Source organism: Duganella sp. CF517 (assembly GCF_900110275.1).
Classification (GTDB): domain Bacteria; phylum Pseudomonadota; class Gammaproteobacteria; order Burkholderiales; family Burkholderiaceae_D; genus Rugamonas.
In genome coordinates, this window is sequence record NZ_FODC01000005.1 from 134,731 (window position 1) to 154,964 (window position 20,234).

20 protein-coding genes and 1 tRNA gene are annotated in these 20,234 nt (G+C 64.2%); 7 read left to right on the forward strand and 14 right to left on the reverse strand.

The window, feature by feature from the left end:
• Positions 1–453, reverse strand: a complete 453-nt coding sequence (locus BMX85_RS19950; protein ID WP_090322731.1) for an FKBP-type peptidyl-prolyl cis-trans isomerase — start codon at positions 451–453, stop codon at positions 1–3.
• Between the two features lie 88 nt (positions 454–541).
• Here BMX85_RS19950 and radC point away from each other — a divergent pair, with 88 nt between their 5' ends.
• The 3 genes from radC to rpmG all read left to right on the forward strand — a co-directional run bounded on the left by radC (position 542) and on the right by rpmG (position 1,815).
• Positions 542–1,216 (forward strand): RadC family protein, encoded by a 675-nt coding sequence (radC, locus tag BMX85_RS19955; protein WP_090322736.1) that lies wholly within the window; start codon positions 542–544, stop codon positions 1,214–1,216.
• Positions 1,217–1,398: 182 nt separating this feature from the next.
• Positions 1,399–1,635, forward strand: coding sequence for a 50S ribosomal protein L28 (gene rpmB, locus BMX85_RS19960; RefSeq protein WP_026637479.1), 237 nt, complete (start codon positions 1,399–1,401; stop codon positions 1,633–1,635).
• Positions 1,636–1,647: 12 nt separating this feature from the next.
• Positions 1,648–1,815 carry a 50S ribosomal protein L33 gene (gene rpmG / locus BMX85_RS19965; RefSeq protein WP_008451489.1) on the forward strand — a complete coding sequence of 56 codons (168 nt, stop codon included), beginning with the start codon at positions 1,648–1,650 and terminating at the stop codon, positions 1,813–1,815.
• 342 nt (positions 1,816–2,157) lie between these two features.
• Here rpmG and BMX85_RS19970 read toward each other — a convergent pair whose 3' ends face one another.
• The 5 genes from BMX85_RS19970 to BMX85_RS19990 all read right to left on the reverse strand — a co-directional run bounded on the left by BMX85_RS19970 (position 2,158) and on the right by BMX85_RS19990 (position 7,429).
• The gene (locus BMX85_RS19970) at positions 2,158–3,360 is read right to left on the reverse strand and encodes a DesA family fatty acid desaturase (RefSeq protein ID WP_090322742.1); all 1,203 of its coding nucleotides are present in this window, start codon (positions 3,358–3,360) and stop codon (positions 2,158–2,160) included.
• Between the two features lie 112 nt (positions 3,361–3,472).
• Positions 3,473–4,852 carry a mechanosensitive ion channel family protein gene (locus tag BMX85_RS19975; protein ID WP_090322747.1) on the reverse strand — a complete coding sequence of 460 codons (1,380 nt, stop codon included), beginning with the start codon at positions 4,850–4,852 and terminating at the stop codon, positions 3,473–3,475.
• A 125-nt stretch (positions 4,853–4,977) separates the two neighbouring features.
• Positions 4,978–6,288 carry an RsmB/NOP family class I SAM-dependent RNA methyltransferase gene (locus BMX85_RS19980; RefSeq protein ID WP_090322750.1) on the reverse strand — a complete coding sequence of 437 codons (1,311 nt, stop codon included), beginning with the start codon at positions 6,286–6,288 and terminating at the stop codon, positions 4,978–4,980.
• 17 nt (positions 6,289–6,305) lie between these two features.
• Positions 6,306–6,929, reverse strand: coding sequence for a phosphoribosylglycinamide formyltransferase (gene purN / locus BMX85_RS19985; protein WP_090322753.1), 624 nt, complete (start codon positions 6,927–6,929; stop codon positions 6,306–6,308).
• Between the two features lie 113 nt (positions 6,930–7,042).
• Entirely contained in the window at positions 7,043–7,429 is a 387-nt protein-coding gene (locus BMX85_RS19990; RefSeq protein ID WP_090323799.1) for a barstar family protein, read from the reverse strand.
• A gap of 468 nt (positions 7,430–7,897) precedes the next feature.
• Here BMX85_RS19990 and BMX85_RS19995 point away from each other — a divergent pair, with 468 nt between their 5' ends.
• From BMX85_RS19995 to BMX85_RS20010, 4 genes are all read left to right on the forward strand, one after another.
• Complete coding sequence (locus BMX85_RS19995; protein ID WP_090322756.1) at positions 7,898–8,413, forward strand: glycine zipper 2TM domain-containing protein; 516 nt, start codon at positions 7,898–7,900, stop codon at positions 8,411–8,413.
• Positions 8,414–8,542: 129 nt separating this feature from the next.
• Complete coding sequence (locus tag BMX85_RS20000; RefSeq protein ID WP_090322759.1) at positions 8,543–9,331, forward strand: spermine/spermidine synthase domain-containing protein; 789 nt, start codon at positions 8,543–8,545, stop codon at positions 9,329–9,331.
• A 55-nt stretch (positions 9,332–9,386) separates the two neighbouring features.
• On the forward strand, positions 9,387–11,198 hold the full coding sequence (locus tag BMX85_RS20005; protein ID WP_090322762.1) for a type IV pilus assembly ATPase TfpB: 1,812 nt from the start codon (positions 9,387–9,389) through the stop codon (positions 11,196–11,198).
• 56 nt (positions 11,199–11,254) lie between these two features.
• Positions 11,255–11,330: transfer RNA gene (locus tag BMX85_RS20010), tRNA-Lys, on the forward strand.
• Positions 11,331–11,413: 83 nt separating this feature from the next.
• On the opposite strand, the gene BMX85_RS20015 is transcribed toward BMX85_RS20010, so the two are convergent.
• The 8 genes from BMX85_RS20015 to BMX85_RS20050 all read right to left on the reverse strand — a co-directional run bounded on the left by BMX85_RS20015 (position 11,414) and on the right by BMX85_RS20050 (position 20,091).
• Positions 11,414–12,337, reverse strand: a complete 924-nt coding sequence (locus BMX85_RS20015; protein ID WP_229210577.1) for a glycerophosphodiester phosphodiesterase — start codon at positions 12,335–12,337, stop codon at positions 11,414–11,416.
• Positions 12,312–13,886 carry a hypothetical protein gene (locus tag BMX85_RS20020; RefSeq protein WP_090322765.1) on the reverse strand — a complete coding sequence of 525 codons (1,575 nt, stop codon included), beginning with the start codon at positions 13,884–13,886 and terminating at the stop codon, positions 12,312–12,314. Before BMX85_RS20020 ends, BMX85_RS20015 begins: the two co-directional genes overlap by 26 nt.
• A gap of 3 nt (positions 13,887–13,889) precedes the next feature.
• On the reverse strand, positions 13,890–14,813 hold the full coding sequence (locus BMX85_RS20025; RefSeq protein WP_090322771.1) for a hypothetical protein: 924 nt from the start codon (positions 14,811–14,813) through the stop codon (positions 13,890–13,892).
• Positions 14,814–14,954: 141 nt separating this feature from the next.
• Positions 14,955–15,575, reverse strand: a complete 621-nt coding sequence (locus BMX85_RS20030) for a dual specificity protein phosphatase family protein (RefSeq protein WP_218147383.1) — start codon at positions 15,573–15,575, stop codon at positions 14,955–14,957.
• Positions 15,572–15,994 carry a hypothetical protein gene (locus BMX85_RS20035; RefSeq protein WP_090323807.1) on the reverse strand — a complete coding sequence of 141 codons (423 nt, stop codon included), beginning with the start codon at positions 15,992–15,994 and terminating at the stop codon, positions 15,572–15,574. Before BMX85_RS20035 ends, BMX85_RS20030 begins: the two co-directional genes overlap by 4 nt.
• An 86-nt stretch (positions 15,995–16,080) precedes the next feature.
• On the reverse strand, positions 16,081–17,226 hold the full coding sequence (locus BMX85_RS20040; RefSeq protein WP_090322774.1) for an MGDG synthase family glycosyltransferase: 1,146 nt from the start codon (positions 17,224–17,226) through the stop codon (positions 16,081–16,083).
• 57 nt (positions 17,227–17,283) lie between these two features.
• Complete coding sequence (locus tag BMX85_RS20045; protein ID WP_090322778.1) at positions 17,284–18,534, reverse strand: hypothetical protein; 1,251 nt, start codon at positions 18,532–18,534, stop codon at positions 17,284–17,286.
• A 9-nt stretch (positions 18,535–18,543) separates the two neighbouring features.
• Positions 18,544–20,091, reverse strand: a complete 1,548-nt coding sequence (locus BMX85_RS20050; protein ID WP_090322781.1) for an MBOAT family O-acyltransferase — start codon at positions 20,089–20,091, stop codon at positions 18,544–18,546.
• Positions 20,092–20,234: the final 143 nt, after the last annotated feature.

Below are 20,234 nucleotides of genomic sequence, written 5' to 3' on the forward strand. Positions count from 1 at the left end.
TCACAGAACGGAAATAAGGTTGACTTCGAACTTCAGCGGCTGGCCGGCCAGCGGATGGTTGAAGTCGAACAGACAGGTGTCATCGCCCAGCTCGCGCAGAATGCCGGCGAAGCGGCCGCCGCCCGGCGCCGCGAAGTCGACCAGGTCGCCGACTTTGTAGTCGGCGCCGGGCACGGAGTTCTCGTCCAGCGTGGCGCGCGTGACTTCGCGCACCAGTTCCGGATTGCGCGGGCCGAAGCCGACACCCGGTTCCAGCTCGAACGTCTTGTGCGTGCCTTCGGGCAGGCCGATCAGCAATTCCTCGAGCACCGGCGCCAGCTGGCCCTGGCCCAGCATCAGGGTCGCGGGATTTCCACTAAAGGTAGTGACGATATCAGTACCGTCCAGGGAGGCCAGACGATAATGCAGGGTGAGATAAGCCGATTGGGTGACGACAGGTTGCGCGTTAGACATGACTGGGTTCGGTAAGCTGGCAAAGGCTATATTGTAAGCCACCTTGCCCCTCGCGCCCGCCGCCTGTGATGATTTGCGGAGGATATCGATGACGATCAATGATTGGCCGGCCGAACGCCGTCCGCGCGAACGACTGATCCGCGAGGGCGCGAGCGCGCTGTCGGATGCGGAACTGCTGGCGGTATTCCTGCGCATCGGCGTGCCGGGACAGGACGCGGTGCAACTCGGTCAGCACATGGTGCACCATTTTGGATCACTGCAGCGACTGTTCGGCGCCAGCCTGAAAGAATTCTCGGCGATCCATGGCTTGGGACCGGCCAAGTACGCCCAACTGCAAGCGGTAATGGAGCTGGCGCGCCGGGCGATGCTGGAGGAAGTCCGCAGCGGCACCACACTCGGTTCGCCGCGCGCGGTGAAGGAATATTTGCTGCTTCTATTTAGCGGCAAACCCTTCGAATCGTTTCACGTGCTGTTCCTGGATGTCAAAAACCGCCTGATCGACAGCAAGGAATTGTTTCGCGGCACGTTGACCCATACCAGCGTCTATCCGCGCGAGGTGGTCAAGGAAGCACTGGCGCGCAATGCCGCCAGCGTCATGCTCGCGCACAACCACCCTTCCGGCACGCCCGACCCGAGTGAATCGGACCTGCTGCTGACGCGGGCGCTGGTGCAGGCGCTGGCCCTGGTCGATATCCGCATCCTCGACCATTTTGTTGTCGCTGGCCATCAGGTCCACTCGTTCGCCGAGCATGGGCAGATGTGAGTTTCAAGCTCTCCCGCCAAGGTATTTCATAGGAGAAGTACCAACCGCCCCTCGAAATCACAATTGTTAAATTTATTGAGATTATCAAGACACAATTGTTTTTCACAAGTCATTGAAAAAGCTGAGTTTTTTGGATATACTCTCGTTTTTCCAATTGTGGAATGTCTTTTAAGGAGTGCGTTATGGCACGTGTTTGCCAAGTTACTGGGAAGAAGCCGATGGTCGGCAACAATGTTTCCCACGCAAACAACAAAACCAAACGTCGTTTCCTGCCTAACCTGCAGAACCGTCGTATTTTTGTTGAATCTGAAAACCGCTGGGTTTCCCTGCGTCTGTCCAACGCTGGTCTGCGCGTCATCGACAAGGTCGGCATCGACGCCGTCCTGACCGACATGCGCGCCCGTGGCGAAAAAGTCTAATTAGGAGCTACCATGGCAAAAACTGGCCGCGACAAAATCAAACTGGAATCGACCGCAGGCACGGGTTTCTTCTACACCACCACCAAGAACAAGCGCACCACGCCTGCTAAAATGGAGATCATGAAGTTCGATCCTAAAGCACGCAAGCACGTCATGTTCAAAGAAACCAAGATCAAGTAATCGACTGCGCGATCTTCGCTTCCAAAGAAACCGCCCGGCGCAAGCCCGGCGGTTTTTTTACGCCCCGCCCCCAACGCCGGGGTCAAGTCTGCCATTCGGACACGTGCTCAACGCTAGGACCGGCTCGGCGCCGTTTTGTCTTGCAAACTTACACTCAATGTTGGGCCCGTGTCCGAATGTCAGACTTGACCCCGAAGGTACAAGGCGCCGTTTTGTCTTGCAAACTTACACTCAATGTTGGGCCCGTGTCCGAATGTCAGACTTGACCCCGAAGGTTGGGTCCGGATATAAAAAAGCCCCGGATTTGACGTCCGGGGCTTTGTCGTTGCTGCAGCGCTTGCTTTATGCGTAGCTGCGCAGGCGGAACGAGAATTCTTGCAGCGATTTGATGCCCGACGCTTCGGCGCGGTTGCACCAGTCCTGCAGCTTGTGCAGCAGCTGGTCGCGCGTGAAGTGCGAACGCTCCCAGATCACGCCCAGCTCGACGCGCATGTTGTGCATGGTTTCCAGCGCTTTGCTGTGCTGGAACAATTCCACCAGTTGCTGCTGCTGCGGCGCTTCCAGCTTGCCCGGCTCGCGCTGCAACAGCTTGCGCGACGACTTCAGGAAACGCGATTCCAGCTCGGCCTTCGTTTTCAGGTGCTCGACCTCTTCGTGCCAGGCGGCCTTGATCGATTTGGCATACTTGGCCATCACGTCGTAGCGGTTGGCGATGACCGATTGCAAGGTGTCGAAGTCGGCTTCCACTTTGCCTTTGGCGAACTTTGGCTCCGGCGCGCGTTTCTTGACCTTGGCCAGGCCCATCACTTCCAGCGCGCGGATGTAGGCCCAGCCGATGTCGAACTCGTACCATTTCGACGACAGCTTGGCCGACGTCGCGAACGTGTGGTGGTTGTTGTGCAACTCTTCGCCGCCGATCAGGATGCCGAACGGGATGATGTTGGTGGCCGCGTCGGAGCAGTCGTAGTTGCGGTAGCCCCAGTAATGGCCGATGCCGTTGATGATGCCGGCGGCCGTCACCGGTATCCACATCATTTGCACGGCCCACACGGAAATACCGATGACGCCGAACAGCGCGAAGTTAATGAACAGCAGCGCCACCACGCCCGCCCAGCTGTAGCGGGTGTACACATTGCGCTCCATCCAGTCGGTCGGCGTGCCGTGGCCATACTTTTCCATGGTTTCCAGGTTCTTCGATTCGGCGCGGTACAGTTCGGCGCCTTCCCAGAACACTTTCTTGATGCCACGGGTGACCGGGCTGTGCGGATCTTCCTCGGTGTCGCATTTGGCGTGGTGCTTGCGGTGGATCGCCGCCCATTCCTTGGTGACCTGGCCGGTGGTCAGCCACAGCCAGAAACGGAAGAAGTGGCTCGGAATCGCGTGCAATTCGAGCGCGCGGTGGGCCTGGTGGCGGTGCAGATAGATGGTAACGCTGGCAATGGTGATGTGTGTAACGGCCAGGGTGTAGAAAAACACTTCCCAGGCGCTAAATCGGGTGACCCCGTTAGACAGAAAATCCAGTACCGCATTTAAACTAAAGCTCATTAATACTCCAAAGTGGGCGTGTCACGCATCGCGGTGGCTCCGCAAATATTGCGTTTTCGACAGGCGCAGGAAGTCCATTAGTCGTGCTAACAACCTGCAATTGTACGCTGAATCAAAGCTGATTTGAGGAAGGATTTCCTGCAGTAACAGGGTTTTCCTTTGGCACGGTCGTGCTTTCTTCGCCGGCCAATGCCGGTGGCAACCCGCCCAAAATGCGCATTTCCCTCTGTGGGAACGGTACCGAAATGCCATGCTCCTTCAACGCGCGCCAGATCGCACGGTTGACGTCGGATGTGACGCCGCCGCGGCCATTTTCCGGGTCGTTGATCCAGAAACCGACTTGCAAATCAAGACCATCGGCGCCGAAGTTGAGCAAGGTGGCCGATGGCAGCTTTTCCTTGCTGACCCGCTCGACGCTTGCCGCCGCGTCTTCGAGCAGCTTGAGCACCGTGTCGACATCGGTGTCGTACGCCACCGATACCTTGGTGGAAATATTGACCATACTGCTGGAGAGCGACGAGTTCTGCACCGCGCCCGACACCAGCATCTCGTTCGGGATGATCGATTCCATGCCGTCGAGCGCCTGCAGCACCGTGTAGCGCGTGTTGATCTGCGTGACCTTGCCGCTGTACTTGTCGACCGTGATCATGTCGCCGATGGTCAGGCTGCGGTCGAGCAGGATGATGAAGCCGGACACATAGTTGCTGGCGATCTTCTGCAAGCCCAGACCCAGGCCGACGCCCAGCGCGCCGCCGAACACCGACAGCACCGTCAGGTCGATGCCCACCAGCGACAAGCTCACCAGCACGGCCGCCAGGATCAGCACCGCCCGGACCGTGCGCGACAGCACCACGCGCAGGCTGGTGTGCATGCCCTGCAGGCGCATCAGCCACTCCTCGAGCGCGGTGCCGGCCCACAGCGCCAGCATCAGCATCACCACCACCGACACGATCGCTTGCAGCACGTCGGCGATCGATACCTTGTATTTGCCCATCGGCAGGATGGTGTTGTCCATATAGAGGAACACGTCATCCCACAGGCCGGTGATGTAGACGACGAACGCCAGCCACACCAGCACCTGGAAAAGCTTCTCGAACGCCAGCATGGTCGGGCTGATCTCGCCCCGGCGGGCGAACACGCGCCGCAACAGGTAGACGGTGAAGCGGATCACCGCCAGCGAGCCGAAGATCGGTATCGCCACCTTCAGCAGGTTGTTGGGATGCTTGTAAAACTCCAGCAGCGCGATGCGCGCCAAGGTCAGCAGGCCGACGACGAGCATCGGCGGCACCACCCTGCCGACGCTTTCGACGCCGAAGCGCATGATGTCGGTGCGGGTTTCATCGCGTCCCGTGTATTTGCGCAGCAGCCGCGCCAACGTCCATCCCAACGCCACCGACACGACGATCGCGGCGATCTGCCATAGCAGCGCCGGATCGCGCAAATCGCCGGAAAGGTCTTCGATCAGATTGAAAAGCGGCTGTTGTTTGGGCATATATAGCGCTGAGTGTGGCTGGAGGCCGTAGCGTAACGTAAACGCCGGGCCCGGTCGTATGGATGTTAAAAAAGACCGGGCAAGGTCGATCTCCCGGTCTTTTCACTGATGGCGCGCGCCGAAGATTACGCTTCGTCGGCCGCTGCTTCTTCTTCCTTCGCCGGCGCCACTTTCTTCGACATCGGCTTGCGTTCGAACACGGCGGCGAAGAAGCCGTCGGTCTGGTGCTTGTGCGGCAACAGCTTGAGGTAGTCGCCCATCTCCAGGTCGATCTTTTGCTCGGCCAGCACTTTGCTCATCGGCACCAGTTCGAAGTCGGCATGCGTTTCCAGGAATTGCTTGGCGATGAAGTCGTTCTCGTCTTCCAGGAAGCTGCAGGTGGCGTACACCAGGCGGCCGCCGCCCTTGAGCAGGCGCGCGGCGCCGTCCAGGATCGCCGCCTGCTTGACTTGCAACTCGCCGATCGCGCTCGGCTGCTGGCGCCATTTGACGTCCGGATTGCGGCGCAGGGTACCCAGGCCCGAGCACGGCGCGTCGACCAGCACGCGGTCGATCTTGCCGGCCAGACGCTTGATCTTGGCGTCGCGCTCGTGCGCGATCTGCACCGGATGCACGTTCGACAGGCCGCTGCGCGCCAGCCGCGGCTTGAGCTTGGCCAGGCGCTTCTCGGACACGTCGAACGCGTACAGGCGGCCGGTGTTGCGCATCGTCGCGCCCAGCGCCAAGGTCTTGCCGCCGGCGCCGGCGCAGAAGTCGACCACCATTTCGCCGCGCTTGGCGCCGACGATGGCCGACAGGATCTGGCTGCCTTCGTCCTGCACTTCGATATGGCCGCTCTTAAACAGCGGCAGGTTTTGCAGCGCGGGCTTTTGCAGCACGCGCAGGCCCAGCGGCGAATACGGCGTCGGCGTGCTGCGGATCGGCGCTTCGGCCAGGCCGGCGGCGACTTCCTCGCGCGTGCCCTTCATGGCGTTGACGCGCAGGTCCAGCGGCGCCGGCTGGTTCATGCCGTCGGCCAGCGCCAGGGTTTCCTCTTCGCCCATCTGCTCGACCAGCTTGTCGAATAGCCATTTGGGCATGTTCGAGCGGCTCGACTTGTGCATCACCTTGCGGTCGATCTGCAGGATGCGCTCGACCCACGCGATCTCGTCCTCGGTCAGCCCGCCCATCGAATCGAGGCCGACGGCGTCGGCCATGCCCAGCAAGGTCAGGCGGCGCATCGTGGCGCCACCGCCCGCTTCGGAGAAATCGGTGTAGAACGATTTGTTGCGCAGCACGTTGTAGATGCACTCGGCGATGCCGCCGCGTTCGCGGCCGCCCAGGCGCGGGTGGTCTTTAAAATAGCGCGACAACGTCGTGTCGGCGGGCGCGGCAAAGCGCAAAATCTCGCGCAACACTTCTTCGGCGTTGGCGAGTATCGCTGGTGGCAATCTCATGGAATTCCTTGGTTAAATTATTTTGTGGTGGTCACATGTTCGTCCACATGGACGGTTCCCTGCGCTATCGTCAACCTGTCCTCGACAAACCAGCGCACCGCGCGCGGGTAAATCACATGCTCCTGTTCCAGCACGCGCGCCGACAGGGTTTCCACCGTGTCGCCGGACAGCACCGGCACGGCGGCTTGCGCCACCATCGGCCCGTGATCGAGTTCGGCGGTGACGAAATGCACCGTCGCGCCATGCTCGGCCACGCCGGCGGCGAGCGCCTGCGCATGCGTCGCCAGGCCGGGGAACAGCGGCAGCAGCGATGGATGGATGTTGAGCATGCGGCCGGCGTAATGCGCGACAAAAGGCTCCGTCAAAATCCGCATGAAACCGGCCAGCACCACCAGGTCGGGCGCAAAGCCGTCGATCACGGTTTGCAACGCGGCGTCGAACTCGGCGCGGCTGGCGTAGTCTTTGTTGGCAACAACGGCCGTCGCGATTCCGTGGTCAGCGGCAAACGCCAGCCCGGAGGCGTCGGCGCGGTTGGTGATGACGGCGGCAACACGGGCGGGCCAGCGCTCGGCTCGCGCCGCGCGGACTATCGCTTCCATGTTGCTGCCGCGACCCGAAATAAGGATGACGATGTTTTTCATAGGCCGACATTGTACCTTGTCCACACCGGCCGGACCAGAAAATGCCGAGAAATGCTGCGGCGCAGCAGGCATCCGCCCCATGCGCGAAGCGGGATGCGGAGGGGGATTCCGGCTTACTCGAAGGAGTAAAACACCCGGAATGGAACTTTCTTTTCGGCCCAATAATCGGCAGCGTCGCGGAACACGTCCAATAAGGTTTCCCGCGCTTCCTTGTCAAATTTCTGGGTATTGGGCAATTGCTCCAGCACCACCAGGAAACCTTCCTGCGTGCCGGCCTTGAACATGGTGTCGGTCAGCGTCTCGCGCAGTCCGTCAAAATTCTTGCCTATACCTTTGGGAAACAGAAACGATTCCGCGATGATGCCCAGCACCTGCTGCTTGGTCGCGCCGGCGTTGCAGTGCGCGTACAGGAAGTGGTGGCCCAGACGGGCCGCCTCCTCCTGCAACTCGACCACGCGGAAGGCGCGGATCGATTGCACGAGGTTGGGCGGCACGGTCATCAGCAACGTCTCGTTCTCATCCATTTGACCTGGTATGTACGGTGTGTCCACTTTGCTGTCGTGAGTGCCTAACTTGTTGATTAATGAGTAAATAATTTGAGCACCTGTCCACTTTACACGGTCCGCTGGTCTAAGCTTGCCGTGGCTGATTCAACATCTTTCTCGAATCCCATACGCATATTAGGGTAACGTGTTGTTCCTTCCAGATCAACACGAATGTGACTGCCCGCGCAATATTTGTCAGAAACAGAACAATTTTGGACGGTTTCGGCCCCGAATCCGCACAATTTCGGCACGGAATGACGCCATTCGCCTGCCGGCGTCCGCGCGGGCGGCCTTGGCCGCTGTTACAATTTGTTGCCACAGATACCGCTTAGCCACTGTTCCCCGCGCCCCAACGGGAATACCATTGAGGCATGCAATATCAGAATCCCTGATAAGACACCCTGACAGACAACGAGGTACCAAATGAACTTGCAAGCCAAATTGATCGCATCCGTACTTTGCGTGAGTGCACTGCCTTTCGCCCAGGCTGCCGATTTCGAGGATTACGGCCGGGTGGTGCGCGTCACCCCGCAAGTCGAACAAATCAACCGCCCGCGCCAGGAATGCCGTACCGAATACGTACAAGTCCAGCAGCCGGCGCCGCAGCGCGGCGTGGGCGGCGCCATCATCGGCGGCTTGATCGGCGGTTTGGCCGGTAACCAGGTTGGCGGCGGCAGCGGCCGCTCGGTGGCCACCGCCGCCGGCGCCATCGCTGGCGCCGTCGTCGGCGACCGCGTCGACAACCAGAACCTGCCCAACAGCGGCGGCGTGCAGGAACAGCAAGTCAAGCAGTGCCGCACCGTCGACCATTGGGAATCGCGCACCTCGGGGTACGAGGTCACCTACGACTATCGCGGCCGCAACTACACCAGCGTGATGTCGTACGACCCGGGCGAGCGCGTGCGCCTGCGCGTGGTGGTCGAGCCGATGCAGCGTTGATCGCCTGAACCGCACGCAACGCCCGACAATGCCGGTCCATCGACCGGCATTGCCGTTTTTGGCTTGCCTTGACGTAAGGCATCGCGGGATAATGCCAATTGACTCCCGCCCCCTCCCCCAACCCACCCCATGCTGATCAAACGTAAATCCATCGAAAAAGAAGAATCCTCCCGTCCGGCGCGCAAGGCCAAATATGCGCCGGTGACCTTGTCGGAGCAGGATGGCGTGCGCTACCTGCACTTCGGCACGGAATGGGTGCAGGGCGCCATGCGCATCCGCAAGCCCAACTGGCCGGAGCTCGAGTACGCGCAGCAGATGATGGCGTGGATGCTGTGGCTTGAGGAACCCGCGGCCATCGCCCAGCTGGGCCTGGGCACGGCCACGTTGACCAAGTTTTGTTACGCGACCTTCCCGGCCGCCTCGGTCACGGCGGTGGAGCTGAACCCGTCGGTGATGGCCATCTGCGCCTCGATGTTCAAGCTGCCGCCGAACGACGCCCGGCTGCGCGTGGTCGAAATGGACGCGCTCGACTACGTCAACGACGCAGCCAACGCCGGCGCGCTCGACGTGTTGCAGGTCGACCTGTACGACGCCACCGCGCGCGGCCCGGTGCTCGACAGCGCCGAGTTCTACCAGTCCTGCAACGCCTGTTTGCAAGACGACGGCATCATGACGGTCAACCTGTTCGGCGACCACCCGAGCTACGCGCGCAACATCAAGGCGATCAAGTTCGCGTTCGAGCAGGTGGTGTGCCTGCCGGAAGTCCATGACGGCAATGTCGTCGCCATCGCCTTCAAGCGCAAGCGCGCGATCGACGTGGCAGCGCTGGCCGAGCGCGCCGCGCAAATCGTCGCCGAGACCAAACTCCCGGCGAAGTCATGGGTCAAAGGATTAGCGCAAAGCCTGGCCGCCGCATAAACAGCAGTTGAAGTCGCATCACCGTTCCGCCCAACTTTAGAGAGTGACCGCAACGATGCCTTCCGCCCAGCCCGCCACCAAGCAGTCTCCGCTCGATCTGCAGCAGATCTACACCTGGCTGCTGGCCGACGGCATGATCCGCAAGACCGAGGTCAAGGAGCTGTACGCGCAAAGCCAGGCCATCCTCAAGAACACGGTCGGCCCGATGCACCCGCTGTGCGCGGTGGCGCACGCCAAGCTGCTGTCGGCGCAGCCGCCGCACAAGATGCTCACCCTCGACGCGCTGTGCGAATGGCTGGCGCAGCGCACCGGCCTGCAGTTCATCCGCATCGACCCGCTCAAGATCGACTTCACCAAGGTGGCCGACGTCATGTCGGCCAGCTACGCCGCCCGCTTCAACATCCTGCCGGTCGAACTGACGCACGACACCTTGGTGGTGGCCACCGCCGACCCCTGCTCGATCGAATGGGAGGCGGAGATTTCCAAGGTCTCGCGCCGCGCGATCCGCCGCGTCATCGCCAACCCGCTCGACATCGCCCAATACACCACGCAATTTTTCAGCCTGGCCAAGTCGATCAAGAAGGCCAACAAGTCCAACGGCAACGACCTGTCGCTGCGCAACAACTTCGAGCAACTGGTCGAGCTGGGCAAGATCAACAAACAGGTCGACGCCAACGACCAGCACGTCATCAACATCGTCGACTGGCTATGGCAGTACGCGTTCGAACAGCGCGCCTCCGACATCCACCTGGAGCCGAAGCGCGAGCTGGCGGCGATCCGTTTCCGCATCGACGGCGTGCTGCACCAGGTGTACCAGGTGCCGGCGGTGGTGATGATCGCCATGACCGCGCGCATCAAGCTGCTCGGGCGCATGGACGTGATCGAAAAGCGCCGCCCGCAGGACGGCCGCATCAAGACCCGCACCGCCGGCGGCCAGGAGGTCGAGCTGCGCCTGTCGACGCTGCCCACGGCCTTCGGCGAAAAGCTGGTCATGCGCATCTTCGATCCGGACGTGGTGGTCAAGACCCTGCCGGAGCTGGGCTTCCCGCTCGACGACGCCGAGCGCTGGGACGCGCTGACCAAGCGTCCGCACGGCATCATCCTGGTGACGGGACCGACCGGCTCGGGCAAGACCACCACCCTGTACACGACGTTGAAAGCGCTGGCGACGTCGGAAGTGAACGTCTGCACGGTGGAAGACCCGATCGAGATGGTCGAGGCCGCGTTCAACCAGATGCAGGTGCAGCCGGGCATCGACCTGTCGTTCGCCGACGGCGTGCGCGCGCTGATGCGGCAAGACCCGGACATCATCATGGTCGGCGAGATCCGCGACCTGGCCACGGCCGAGATGGCGATCCAGGCCGCGCTGACCGGCCACCTGGTGCTGTCGACCCTGCACACCAACGACGCGCCGTCGGCCGTGATGCGGCTGCTGGAACTGGGCGTGCCCTATTATCTGCTGGAGGCGACGCTGATCGGCATCATGGCGCAGCGCCTGGTGCGCACGCTGTGCGCCGACTGCAAGGCCGCCGATGGCGAGCTGGGCGACGAGATCTGGCACAGCATCGTCGGCGACTGGGCCTTGCCCAAGCCGGCGACGATCTACCGCGCCGTCGGCTGCCCGGAATGCCGCCAGACCGGCTACCGGGGCCGCACCGGCCTGTACGAGCTGCTGACGGTCACCCAGGCGTTCAGCGAGCAGGTGCGCGAAGAGACCGACATCCACGCGCTGCGGCGCCAGAGCGTGGCCGACGGCATGAAGCCGCTGCGCATCGCCGGCGCGATGAAAATCCAGGAGGGCGCGACCACCGCCGACGAGGTGCTCAAGGTCACCGCCGCGCTGGGAATGAAGGAAACAATAAAATGATTTCAGAAAACCCTTTGCAGTTTTCCGGAGGCTGTATATAATACGGCCTCTTTCGGGGGTCGTTAGCTCAGCTGGTAGAGCAGCGGACTTTTAATCCGTTGGTCGCAGGTTCGAATCCCGCACGGCCTACCACCGAATTCGCAGTATCAGATGAAGCAGCTACGAGCAATCGCAGCTGCTTTTTTTGTTTGGGCGATCGATTCCCGACGCGCGCCTTATTGCAGGCGCGCGCAAAAGGCCGGCGCGCTCTCGTCGACGATCACGCCGCTGGGCCAGCGGCCATCGCGCTGCCGCGCGCGCTTGAGCGCGGCCGCCAGCGCCGCGTCGCCCTCCACCGCGTAGACGAACACCGGCATCTTCATCATCGCCGCGTCCGACAGCAACGCCGGATTGGCGTCGAGGCTGCGCGCGTCCACATGCACGCCGACCGGCATGCCGACGTCGCGCTTGACAGTGGCCAGCCAGGCCTGGTCGAGCCTGGGCGCGCGGGCGCGGCTGGCGATATAGCGGGTCACGCCGTTGGCGCCGGCGGCCTCGGCGTTGCGGCCGTCGAACACCAGCAGCCCGAGATAGCCGGCGGCGTCCGCCTGGCGGGCGCAGCGCAGGTTGCCGACCAGGCCCGACGTCATGAACCAATTGCCATGCGCCATCTCCTGCTGGAATTGCCGCACCAGCGCCTGCACCTGGGCGCACGGCGCCACCTCCTTGATCTCGGCGTTGAGCGCGCGCTGCGGATAGCCCGACGCCAGCGCCGTGACGTCGCTGACGAACGGCGGCGGCTCGCCGGTGGTGTTGCCGCGCAGTTTCATCTGGGCGGCGCGCCAGTCGGCGCTGGTCAGCTGGCGCGCCTGGCGCGGCAGGTCGGTCTGCACCACGCGGCCGGTCAGCAGATCGTGATGGATCACCCAGCGCTGGTCGGCCAGCATCTGCATATCGGTCTCGACGCCGTCCCAGCCGCCGTCATAGGCCGCGCGCAGCGCGCTCAGCGAGTTCTCCGGTGCGCCGGCCACCGCGCCCCGGTGCGCATGCACCTGCATGCCCAGGCAGGCGGCGCCGGCCGGCTGCGCGGCGAGCGCCAGCATCAGGGTCCAGGCCAGCAGCGACGCGGCGCGCTTATTTTTCTTTCGGGTGATAACCATATTCCATTCCGTTCAGGAGGTTGCTGCGGATCGCTTCGTTGAGCGGATAACTGTGGCCCTGGCCGACCGCCACCACATGGGCGACATTGGCCAGGAGGCCCTTGCCGGCGCTGGTCCAGCCGCCTTCGCCGGGCACCGGCTGGCGCGCCCACGCCAGCATTTGCTGGAACAGTTCGCTGCGCGTGATGCGGTTGTCGGTCACCGACAGGCCGCCCCAGACGCCGGCGAACGCCAACAGCAGCACCCCCGTCGCGCTCCACGCGGCGCGCCGGCCGAGGTGGCCATCGGCGCCGGCGCGCATCAACAGAAACAGCGTCGCCACCAGATACAGCAGCTTGGAAAAGTGGCCGATCGCGCCGAGCAGCGAGAATAGCAGCGCTACCGGCGGCACGATGGTGGCGCGCGCGGCCTGCGCGCCCTCTTGCTCGAGGCTGGCGCCGCGCGCGAAGCGCGCCGCCGGCGCGTCGTAGCCGCCGCGGCGCTGGCGCACCTGGTTGCCGACCCACTGTTCATACAGCCGGTTGAACTCGCGCGGGCTGGCGTAGCTCAGCGCCACCTGGGCGCCGCCCGGCAAGCCCAGCTTGCCGCGCAACTCCTTTTGCACGCCGGGGCGGGCGACAAAGGCCGGGTAGTCCAGGCCGGGCGCGATGCGCTCGCCGCCGACGGTGACCGCGCGCGCCGATCCCGACATGGCCTTGCGATACCGCTGCTCGACCGCCTCGCGGAAGGTCGCTTCGTCGGCGGGGTCCCAGTCCGGCGGCACCGGCGCGCTCTTGCGCACCTTGGCCACCACCGCGCCGCGCCGGTTGGCCGGCACCGTCGACGGGGTCCAGCCGTGGCGCGACAGCGACCGCAGATATTCGTTCCACGCCTTGTCCTGTTCGCGCAGCAAGCCTTCGTCGGACGCGGTGGGAATGCGCGCGTACTTCTGCCAGTTGTCGTGCGTGCCCTGCATGACCTTGACGTAGCCGTCGTAATAGCCCTGCGCGCCTTTGCCCTCGTGGCGGATGGCCGCCTCGATCAACTGGTCCTTGACGCCTTTGATGCGGTCGTCGAGACGGTCGACCGACACCGCCAGGAACGGGAACAACGCCAGGAAGGCCTTGCCTTCGGGCTGGGCGAAGATGGCGGGGTCGTCGACCAGGCCGTCGAGCGCCAGCCGGCCGCCCACCAGTGAACGTTGCAGCAGCACCGAATTGTAGGCCGTGCGGCGGAACTCGGCGTCGCGCGAATTCACCAGCCCGTCCACCAGCATCTTGATGCTGACAAACACCACCACGGCGATCACCAGGCAGGTCAAGCCGATGCGGAACAGCGACGGGCCGCCGCCCTGCGGCGTGCGCCGGCGCAGCATCAGTTGCAACGCCACCAGCGCGGCGGCGATGCCCGACAGCGAGCGGCCGTAGATTTCGATGTGCTCGACATCGTCCGGCGTGGCGTTGCCGCCGACCACGTCGAGCAGGCGGGCGTTGAAGCCCAGCTCGAAGCACAGATACAGCAGTGTGATGACGATCAGGAACAGCGTCTGCTTGAAACGGTAATCGCGCATGGTCTAGTGCCGCAGGTCGAGATGAATGACTTTGACCTCCTCGGTCGGCATCGTCATCGGCGGCGGGGTTTGTGCCGGCGATGACGATGCCTTGGCGGTGGCGCGCCGCGCCGGCGCCGGCGCGGCGGGCGGGAGCGCTGCGGCAGCGGTCGCCGCCGCCGGCGCGCCGTCGGCCTTGTGCGGCGGCTGCGGAACCACCCGGCCGCCATCGGGCGCCGCCGGGACGTCCGGGACGGCGGCGGTGCGCGACGGCGCCGGATCGTTGGCGCGCTGCTGCGGGCGCGCCGGTTGCGCGGACTGTGGCTGCGCTGGTGGCTGCGGCTGCCATGGCGCGAGCCCACCGCCCGGCGCGCGCAGGTCGGCATCGGCGAACGGCCGCTGCGTCAGATTGACGCCCGGCGCCGCCATCGTGCCGGCGTTGAGCATGCGGCCGTCGATATAGATGTTGCGCTGCAGCCTGCCGTTGGCGGCGAAATCGAAGTACAACGCCTGCCCGCCCTCGGCCGCTTCGACGCGCGGACGGTCGCCGCAGTTGCCTATGCCCCATTGCAGCACGTCGCTCCCCTCGATCGACAGCACCTGGTACTTGAACGGGCAAGCGCGTTCCTGGGTTTCGATCACCACCACGGTGCGCGTGCCCATGTCCAGCACGCGGGCGATACGGGCCGACTGCGCGTTCGGCAGCGGCACCACGCGCATGCTGCCGCTAAGCTTGACCGAGAAGGCGCCGTTGTTCGGCGCGCGGCGCAGCGTGCCTTCGGCGCCGCTTTTCACCTGGAAGGTGCCGACCGTGGTGCCGAACAGCTGGGCGTTGTCGACGCCCACCAGGATGCCGCCCTTGCCGTTCGATTGCACCGCGCAGCCGCCCAGCGCGATGGCGGCCGCCAGCGCGGCGAGCGCGCAGGCGAGCCTGTTTCGAGTTGTCATTGTTACCTGCTCCTGTAGATGCCTGTGACGATAGGGCGAAGGCGCCCGGGAAGATACCCATCGCCATGATTGCCGAATTGAGCAGTATATTTGATAACATTTGACGCCGTCAGCATTTTCCGCAACCGGCGCGGCGATTTTTCATCGGGGCGCGCCGGCCGGTTCGGCGTCGAGCTGCGCGCGAATCTTTTCGATGTCGACCTTGCGCAGATACTTGGGGATGTTTTTCCACATCGCGTGGTAGCCGTAGCCGCCGTTCTCCAGCTCGTCGAGCGCCCGCTCCTTGCTCCAGCCCTGGTACAGGATGCGGTACATGGCCGCGATCAAGCCGGTGCGGTCGGCGCCATGCCAGCAATGCAGCAGCACCGGACCGTCCTTTTCGGCTTCGCGGATGGCCTTGAGCGCGGCCACCACGTTGGCGTCGCTGATGGCCCAGGTGTAGATCTTGACGCGGCGGATGGCGATGCCGCTCTCCTTCAGCCATTTCTTGTCGGAGTGGAAGGCGCGCAAGCCGACCACGGTGCGCACGCCCAGCGGAACCAGCGCGGCCACGTCATCGCGGCCCAGTTGGGCGCTGCGGTACAGCGTCGGCGTGACCCGGTAGAAGTTCGGCGACGTGCCGACCCGCCGCGCCCATTCGGGATGACGTTCGGCGGCGGCGGCCGCTTCCGCCGCCATCGCGGGGGCGGCCAGGCCGAGCATGGCGCAGGCGGCGGCGGCCAGGCGTTTAAGCGGGAGGAACAATACGGCAAATGATGTCATGGTTTTTTATAGGAATAGAAGAACAGGCCGGCGGCCACCAGCAGCGATACCCAATAATCGGTGGGCGCGAACCAGAACCAGTGTTTATGCCAGGCGATGAAGGCGGGGCTGAAGTGGGCGACGCCAAAGGCCGGGTTGAACACAAACCACAGGTAATCCTCGGCGATCCAGAACAGCATGATGCTGGCGAGCGCGCGCGCCTCCAGCCGCAGCGACCACTGTTGCAGCATCACCAGCGGATAGTGGAAGAACAGCGCCATGAACGGAAACACCCAGGCGTGGTAGCCGGTCATCGGGCGGCCGCCCCAAAAGATATCCAGCAGCCAGTGGTGCTCGATGCGCCAGGTCGGCAGGTTGGCGGCCCAGCCGGCCGAGCCCTCGATCTGGATTTCGGTCATCGCGAAAAACAGCCCGAGCATCACTACCCATGCCAGCGTCAGCACGATGCCCCAGGCGCCGCCGCGTTCGCGCGCGACGATGCCGGCGCCCACGGCCCCGAGCGTGCTCATGAAGACGCCCCGACGGCGCCCCCGCCCAGCACCCGGGCCAGCACCGCCGCCGCCGCGCCGGGGCGGCCCAGCGCGCGCGCCTTGTCGCGCATGTCGGCCAGCTTGGCGGGATGCTCGAGCAGGTAGCGCACGCGGTACTCCAGCGTCACCGCGTCGAACGCTTTCAGCGCCACGCCCTGCTCCAGCAGGAAGTCGGCATTGCGTTCCTCCTGCCCCGGGATCGGCGCGTTGACGATCATCGGCACGCCCATGGCCAGGCATTCGGACGTGGTCAGTCCACCCGGCTTGGTGATGACCAGGTCGGCGCACGCCATCAGCCGCTCCACCTTGTCGGTGAAGCCCTGGGCCAGCAGGCGGCCCGGATACGCGCGCGCCAGCGCTTGCAAGGCGCTCAGCGCGGCCGCGTTCTTCCCGGCCAGCACGATCAGCTGGAAGTTGCCCTCCAGCGCCAGCAGGCGCGCGGCAATGGTGTCGAGGCTGCCCAGGCCGGCGCCGCCGCCCATCAGCAGTATCGTCGGCAGCGCCGGGTCCAGTCCGAACTCGGCGGCGCACACGGCGCGCTCGAGCGGTACGCCGAACACCGGCATGATGGGGATGCCGGTGACGGCGATACGCTCGGCCGGGATGCCCTGCGCGCGCATGCGGAACGCCACCTCGTCATTGGCGGCGAAGTAGCCGGCCATGTGCTCGTGCACCCACATCCGGTGCAGGTCGAAGTCGGTGACCTGCACCCATACCGGCGTCTTGAAGCCCGCCTTGGCCGTCAGGCGCGACAGGATTTCGGCCGGCAGGAAGTGCGTGCAGATGATGACGTCCGGCGCGCTCCGCTTGATTTCCCTGAGCAGCGCGCTGGTGTTGAGCCGCTCGATGCCGCGCCGCAAACGCTCCATCGAACTGTCGGCCCGGGCCTCGTGGGTGGCCTGGTACAGATAGCCCCACAGGGTCGGCGCCTTGTTGACCAGCTTGATGTAGAAATCGGTGTACATCTTGCGAAAGCCGGCGCTGACGAAGTCCATCACATCGAGATGGGTGGCGCTTGCGCCGCTGCCGCCGTCGGCGGCATGGCTGCGGATCGCCTCGGCGGCGCGCATGTGGCCGGCGCCGGCGGAGACGCTGAGCAGCAGGATTTTTTTCTGGGTCATGAAAGGACGTAGGCTCCGTGATAAGACTGGCTGTGATTAAAATGAAAAACGACGGCGTTACCGCGCCCGTCCCGGCAGGCCCGCCTGCGCTTCCGCGACCAGCGCGGCGGCGTCGCCGAACATCGCCGGTTGCGCCGCCAGGCATTCCCGGCGTTCGCGCGCGATGCGGTCGCGGTTCGCGGACCGGTTGGCGGCGTCCAGCCGGAAGCCGAACGCGGCGTCCGCCGGCCCCGCGCCGGCCGCGCCGAATATGCGCTCGAGCATCAACTCGCCCAGCGCGGGCTTGAAGTGGCCCGACTCCCAGTACCAGCGGGTGGCGTGGACCACATCGCCCTTGGCAGGGATCGGTTCGCATTGTAATGCGCCGTAGCCGCTGAAGTCCCACAGTACGACGCGCGCCTCGGGATGGGCCGCGTTGAGGCGCGCGACTTCGCCCGCCAGCCGCAGCTTCCACTGCTCGAACACCGGCCACAAGCCGGTCTGCTCCAGCATCGCCAGCAGTTGCGCATGATAAGGATAAATGATCAGGTGGATCGCGGTTTTTTCGCGCGCGGCGCCGTCCAGCAAACGGCCCAGGTCGCGCCATTCGGCCGAACTGTCGCTGCGGGTCCGGACAATGCCGTGCGGCGCCTGCGAAAAGCTGCGCGCGTTCTCCCGCGCCCGCTGCAGGAAAATGGCGTGGTAGCCCTCCTCGCGGGCGATGCGCAAATAATCGAACAAGGGATTGAAGCCGCGCGCGGTCATGGTGCCGGCGTCCGCATCGTGCTGTATCCGTAACGTCTTCACAGCGTCGAGTAGCGCGTCGAGCGAAAACGCGGTGTCGATCCGCCAGCGATGGCGGGCCAGGCCCGTCGGCGGCGGCCGCTCCGGCGCGTCGGCGCGCTCCGGATCCAGCAGGAAATCGAAAAACTCCACGCCCAGCAGCATCGTCGCGGGGGCCGCGCCGGCGGCCCGCAAGTGCTCGAACTGTTCGCGCGAGGTGCCGACGCCGGTTCCGGGTATCGCCAGATTGTAGGCCGGGCGGCTTGCCGCGCCGAATTGCGTGCTATCCGGATCGATGCCGACGTCGACGCGCGAATTACCCATCAAGACGATGGCCGGCCGCATGGCCTGCGCGCCGGCCAGCTTGATCTGCGCCTGGTAATGATCGGGACGCGGCTTGACGGCGTTGAAGCCGGCGACGTCGACCAGCCGGAACAAGCGATACGGATCGACCACCACGACCAACAGCACGGTCAACAGCACGCCGGCCAGCAGCGCGGCGGCCATCCACTTGATAAATCCGGCGTAGCTGCGATCCTCGGCCATGCGCGCTTCCTAAAATTGAAAATACAAGAACTCCGCCGGGCGTCCCAGCGACAGCAGGCAGGCCAGCATCAGCACGCTGAGCGCGACCGCCCAGCGCCGGTTCGGCAGCCAGGTCAGCGGCACGGCCGGCAGGCTCCAGGCCCCGCCCGCCCCGGCGCGGAAGTCCAGCGCGGGCTCGCAGCGCCGCATGATTTGCTGCGTGTTCGGCATCGTGAAGCAGATCGCCGCCGCCACCAGCACCCACAGCCAGGTCTGCACGAAACGCGTGCCGCCGCCGATGTAAAAGGTCACGCCCAGCTTGTCCAACAGCGGTCGCAGCGCGTGCAGATGGCCGGCCAGCGACGCCGGCAGCGCGATGCCGTCGTGGCCCCACATGGCGCCGACGATCGCCACCGCGCGCGCGAAATCGGTGGCCCGGAAAAACACCCAAGCAAAACAAACGGCGGCGAAGGTCAACCCGACGCTCGCCAGCCGCCACGGCGGCGCGCCGGTGGGCAGGCGCAGGCGCGCCGCCAGCGCCGCCCAGGCGTGGTTGACCATCAGGTAGGCGCCGTGGAGCAAGCCCCAGACGGCGAAGTTCCATCCGGCGCCATGCCACAGGCCGCCCAGCAGCATGGTCAGCATCAGATTCAGATAGCGGCGCACATCGCCCCGGCGTCCGCCGCCCAGCGGGATATAGAGGTAATCGCGCAGGAAGCGCGACAGCGTCATGTGCCAGCGGCGCCAGAAGTCGATGATGTTGACCGACTTGTACGGCGAATCGAAGTTGAGCGGCAGGCGGATGCCGAAGATGCGCGAGATCCCGATCGCCATGTCCGAGTAGCCGGAAAAATCGAAGTACAGCTGGAAGGCATAGGCCAGCACGCCGCCCCACGCCACCAGCAATCCCTGCGGGTCGGACTGGTTGAAGAAGAAGTTGGCGTGCGGCGACAGGTTGTCGGCGATCAGCACCTTCTTGGCCAGGCCGATGGCGAAGATGCTCAAGCCGATCGCGACGTTGGCGGCCGACAGCCGATAGCTTTCCTTGCGTTCGAACTGCGGCATCATCTCGGCGTGGTGCAGCACCGGGCCGGCGATCAGGTGCGGAAAATACGTGATGAACAGCAGGTAATGGACAAAGCGGTATTCCTTCACCTTGCCTTGGTAGGTGTCGACCAGGAAAGCGATCTGGGTGAAGGTGTAGAACGAAATTCCGATCGGCAGCACCACATGCCACAACGGCCAATCGGCGCCGCCGACGGCGTTGACGCCGGCGATCAGGAAGTCCGCGTATTTGAAGTAGCACAGCAACAGCAGGTTGGCGCCGACGGCCAGCGCCAGCCAGCGCCATTTGACCGCGCCCGCGCCGTGGCCGATGCGCCGGCCCGCCAGGTAGTTGAAGCCGATCGAAGCCAGCAGCAAGGGGATGTACTCGACGCTCCACCAGCCGTAGAAGAACAGCGAGGCCGCCGCCAGCCAGCCGGCCGCCAGCACCTGGCTGCGGCGCGCCAGGGCGAAGTACCCCAACGCCGTTATCGGCAAAAACAGCAGAATAAAGCTGAACGAATTGAAAAGCATAGCGGTCCGGCGGGGCTGGAGGGAGGCGCGGCAGACGTGGCGCGCGGCATTAAGGCCATGCTAAAGTTAAATTATTTAATTGTCTATTTAAAAATATCACTTTTCTCTGGTGAAATTCCAGCGGTCGAGCGCGATCGCCACCC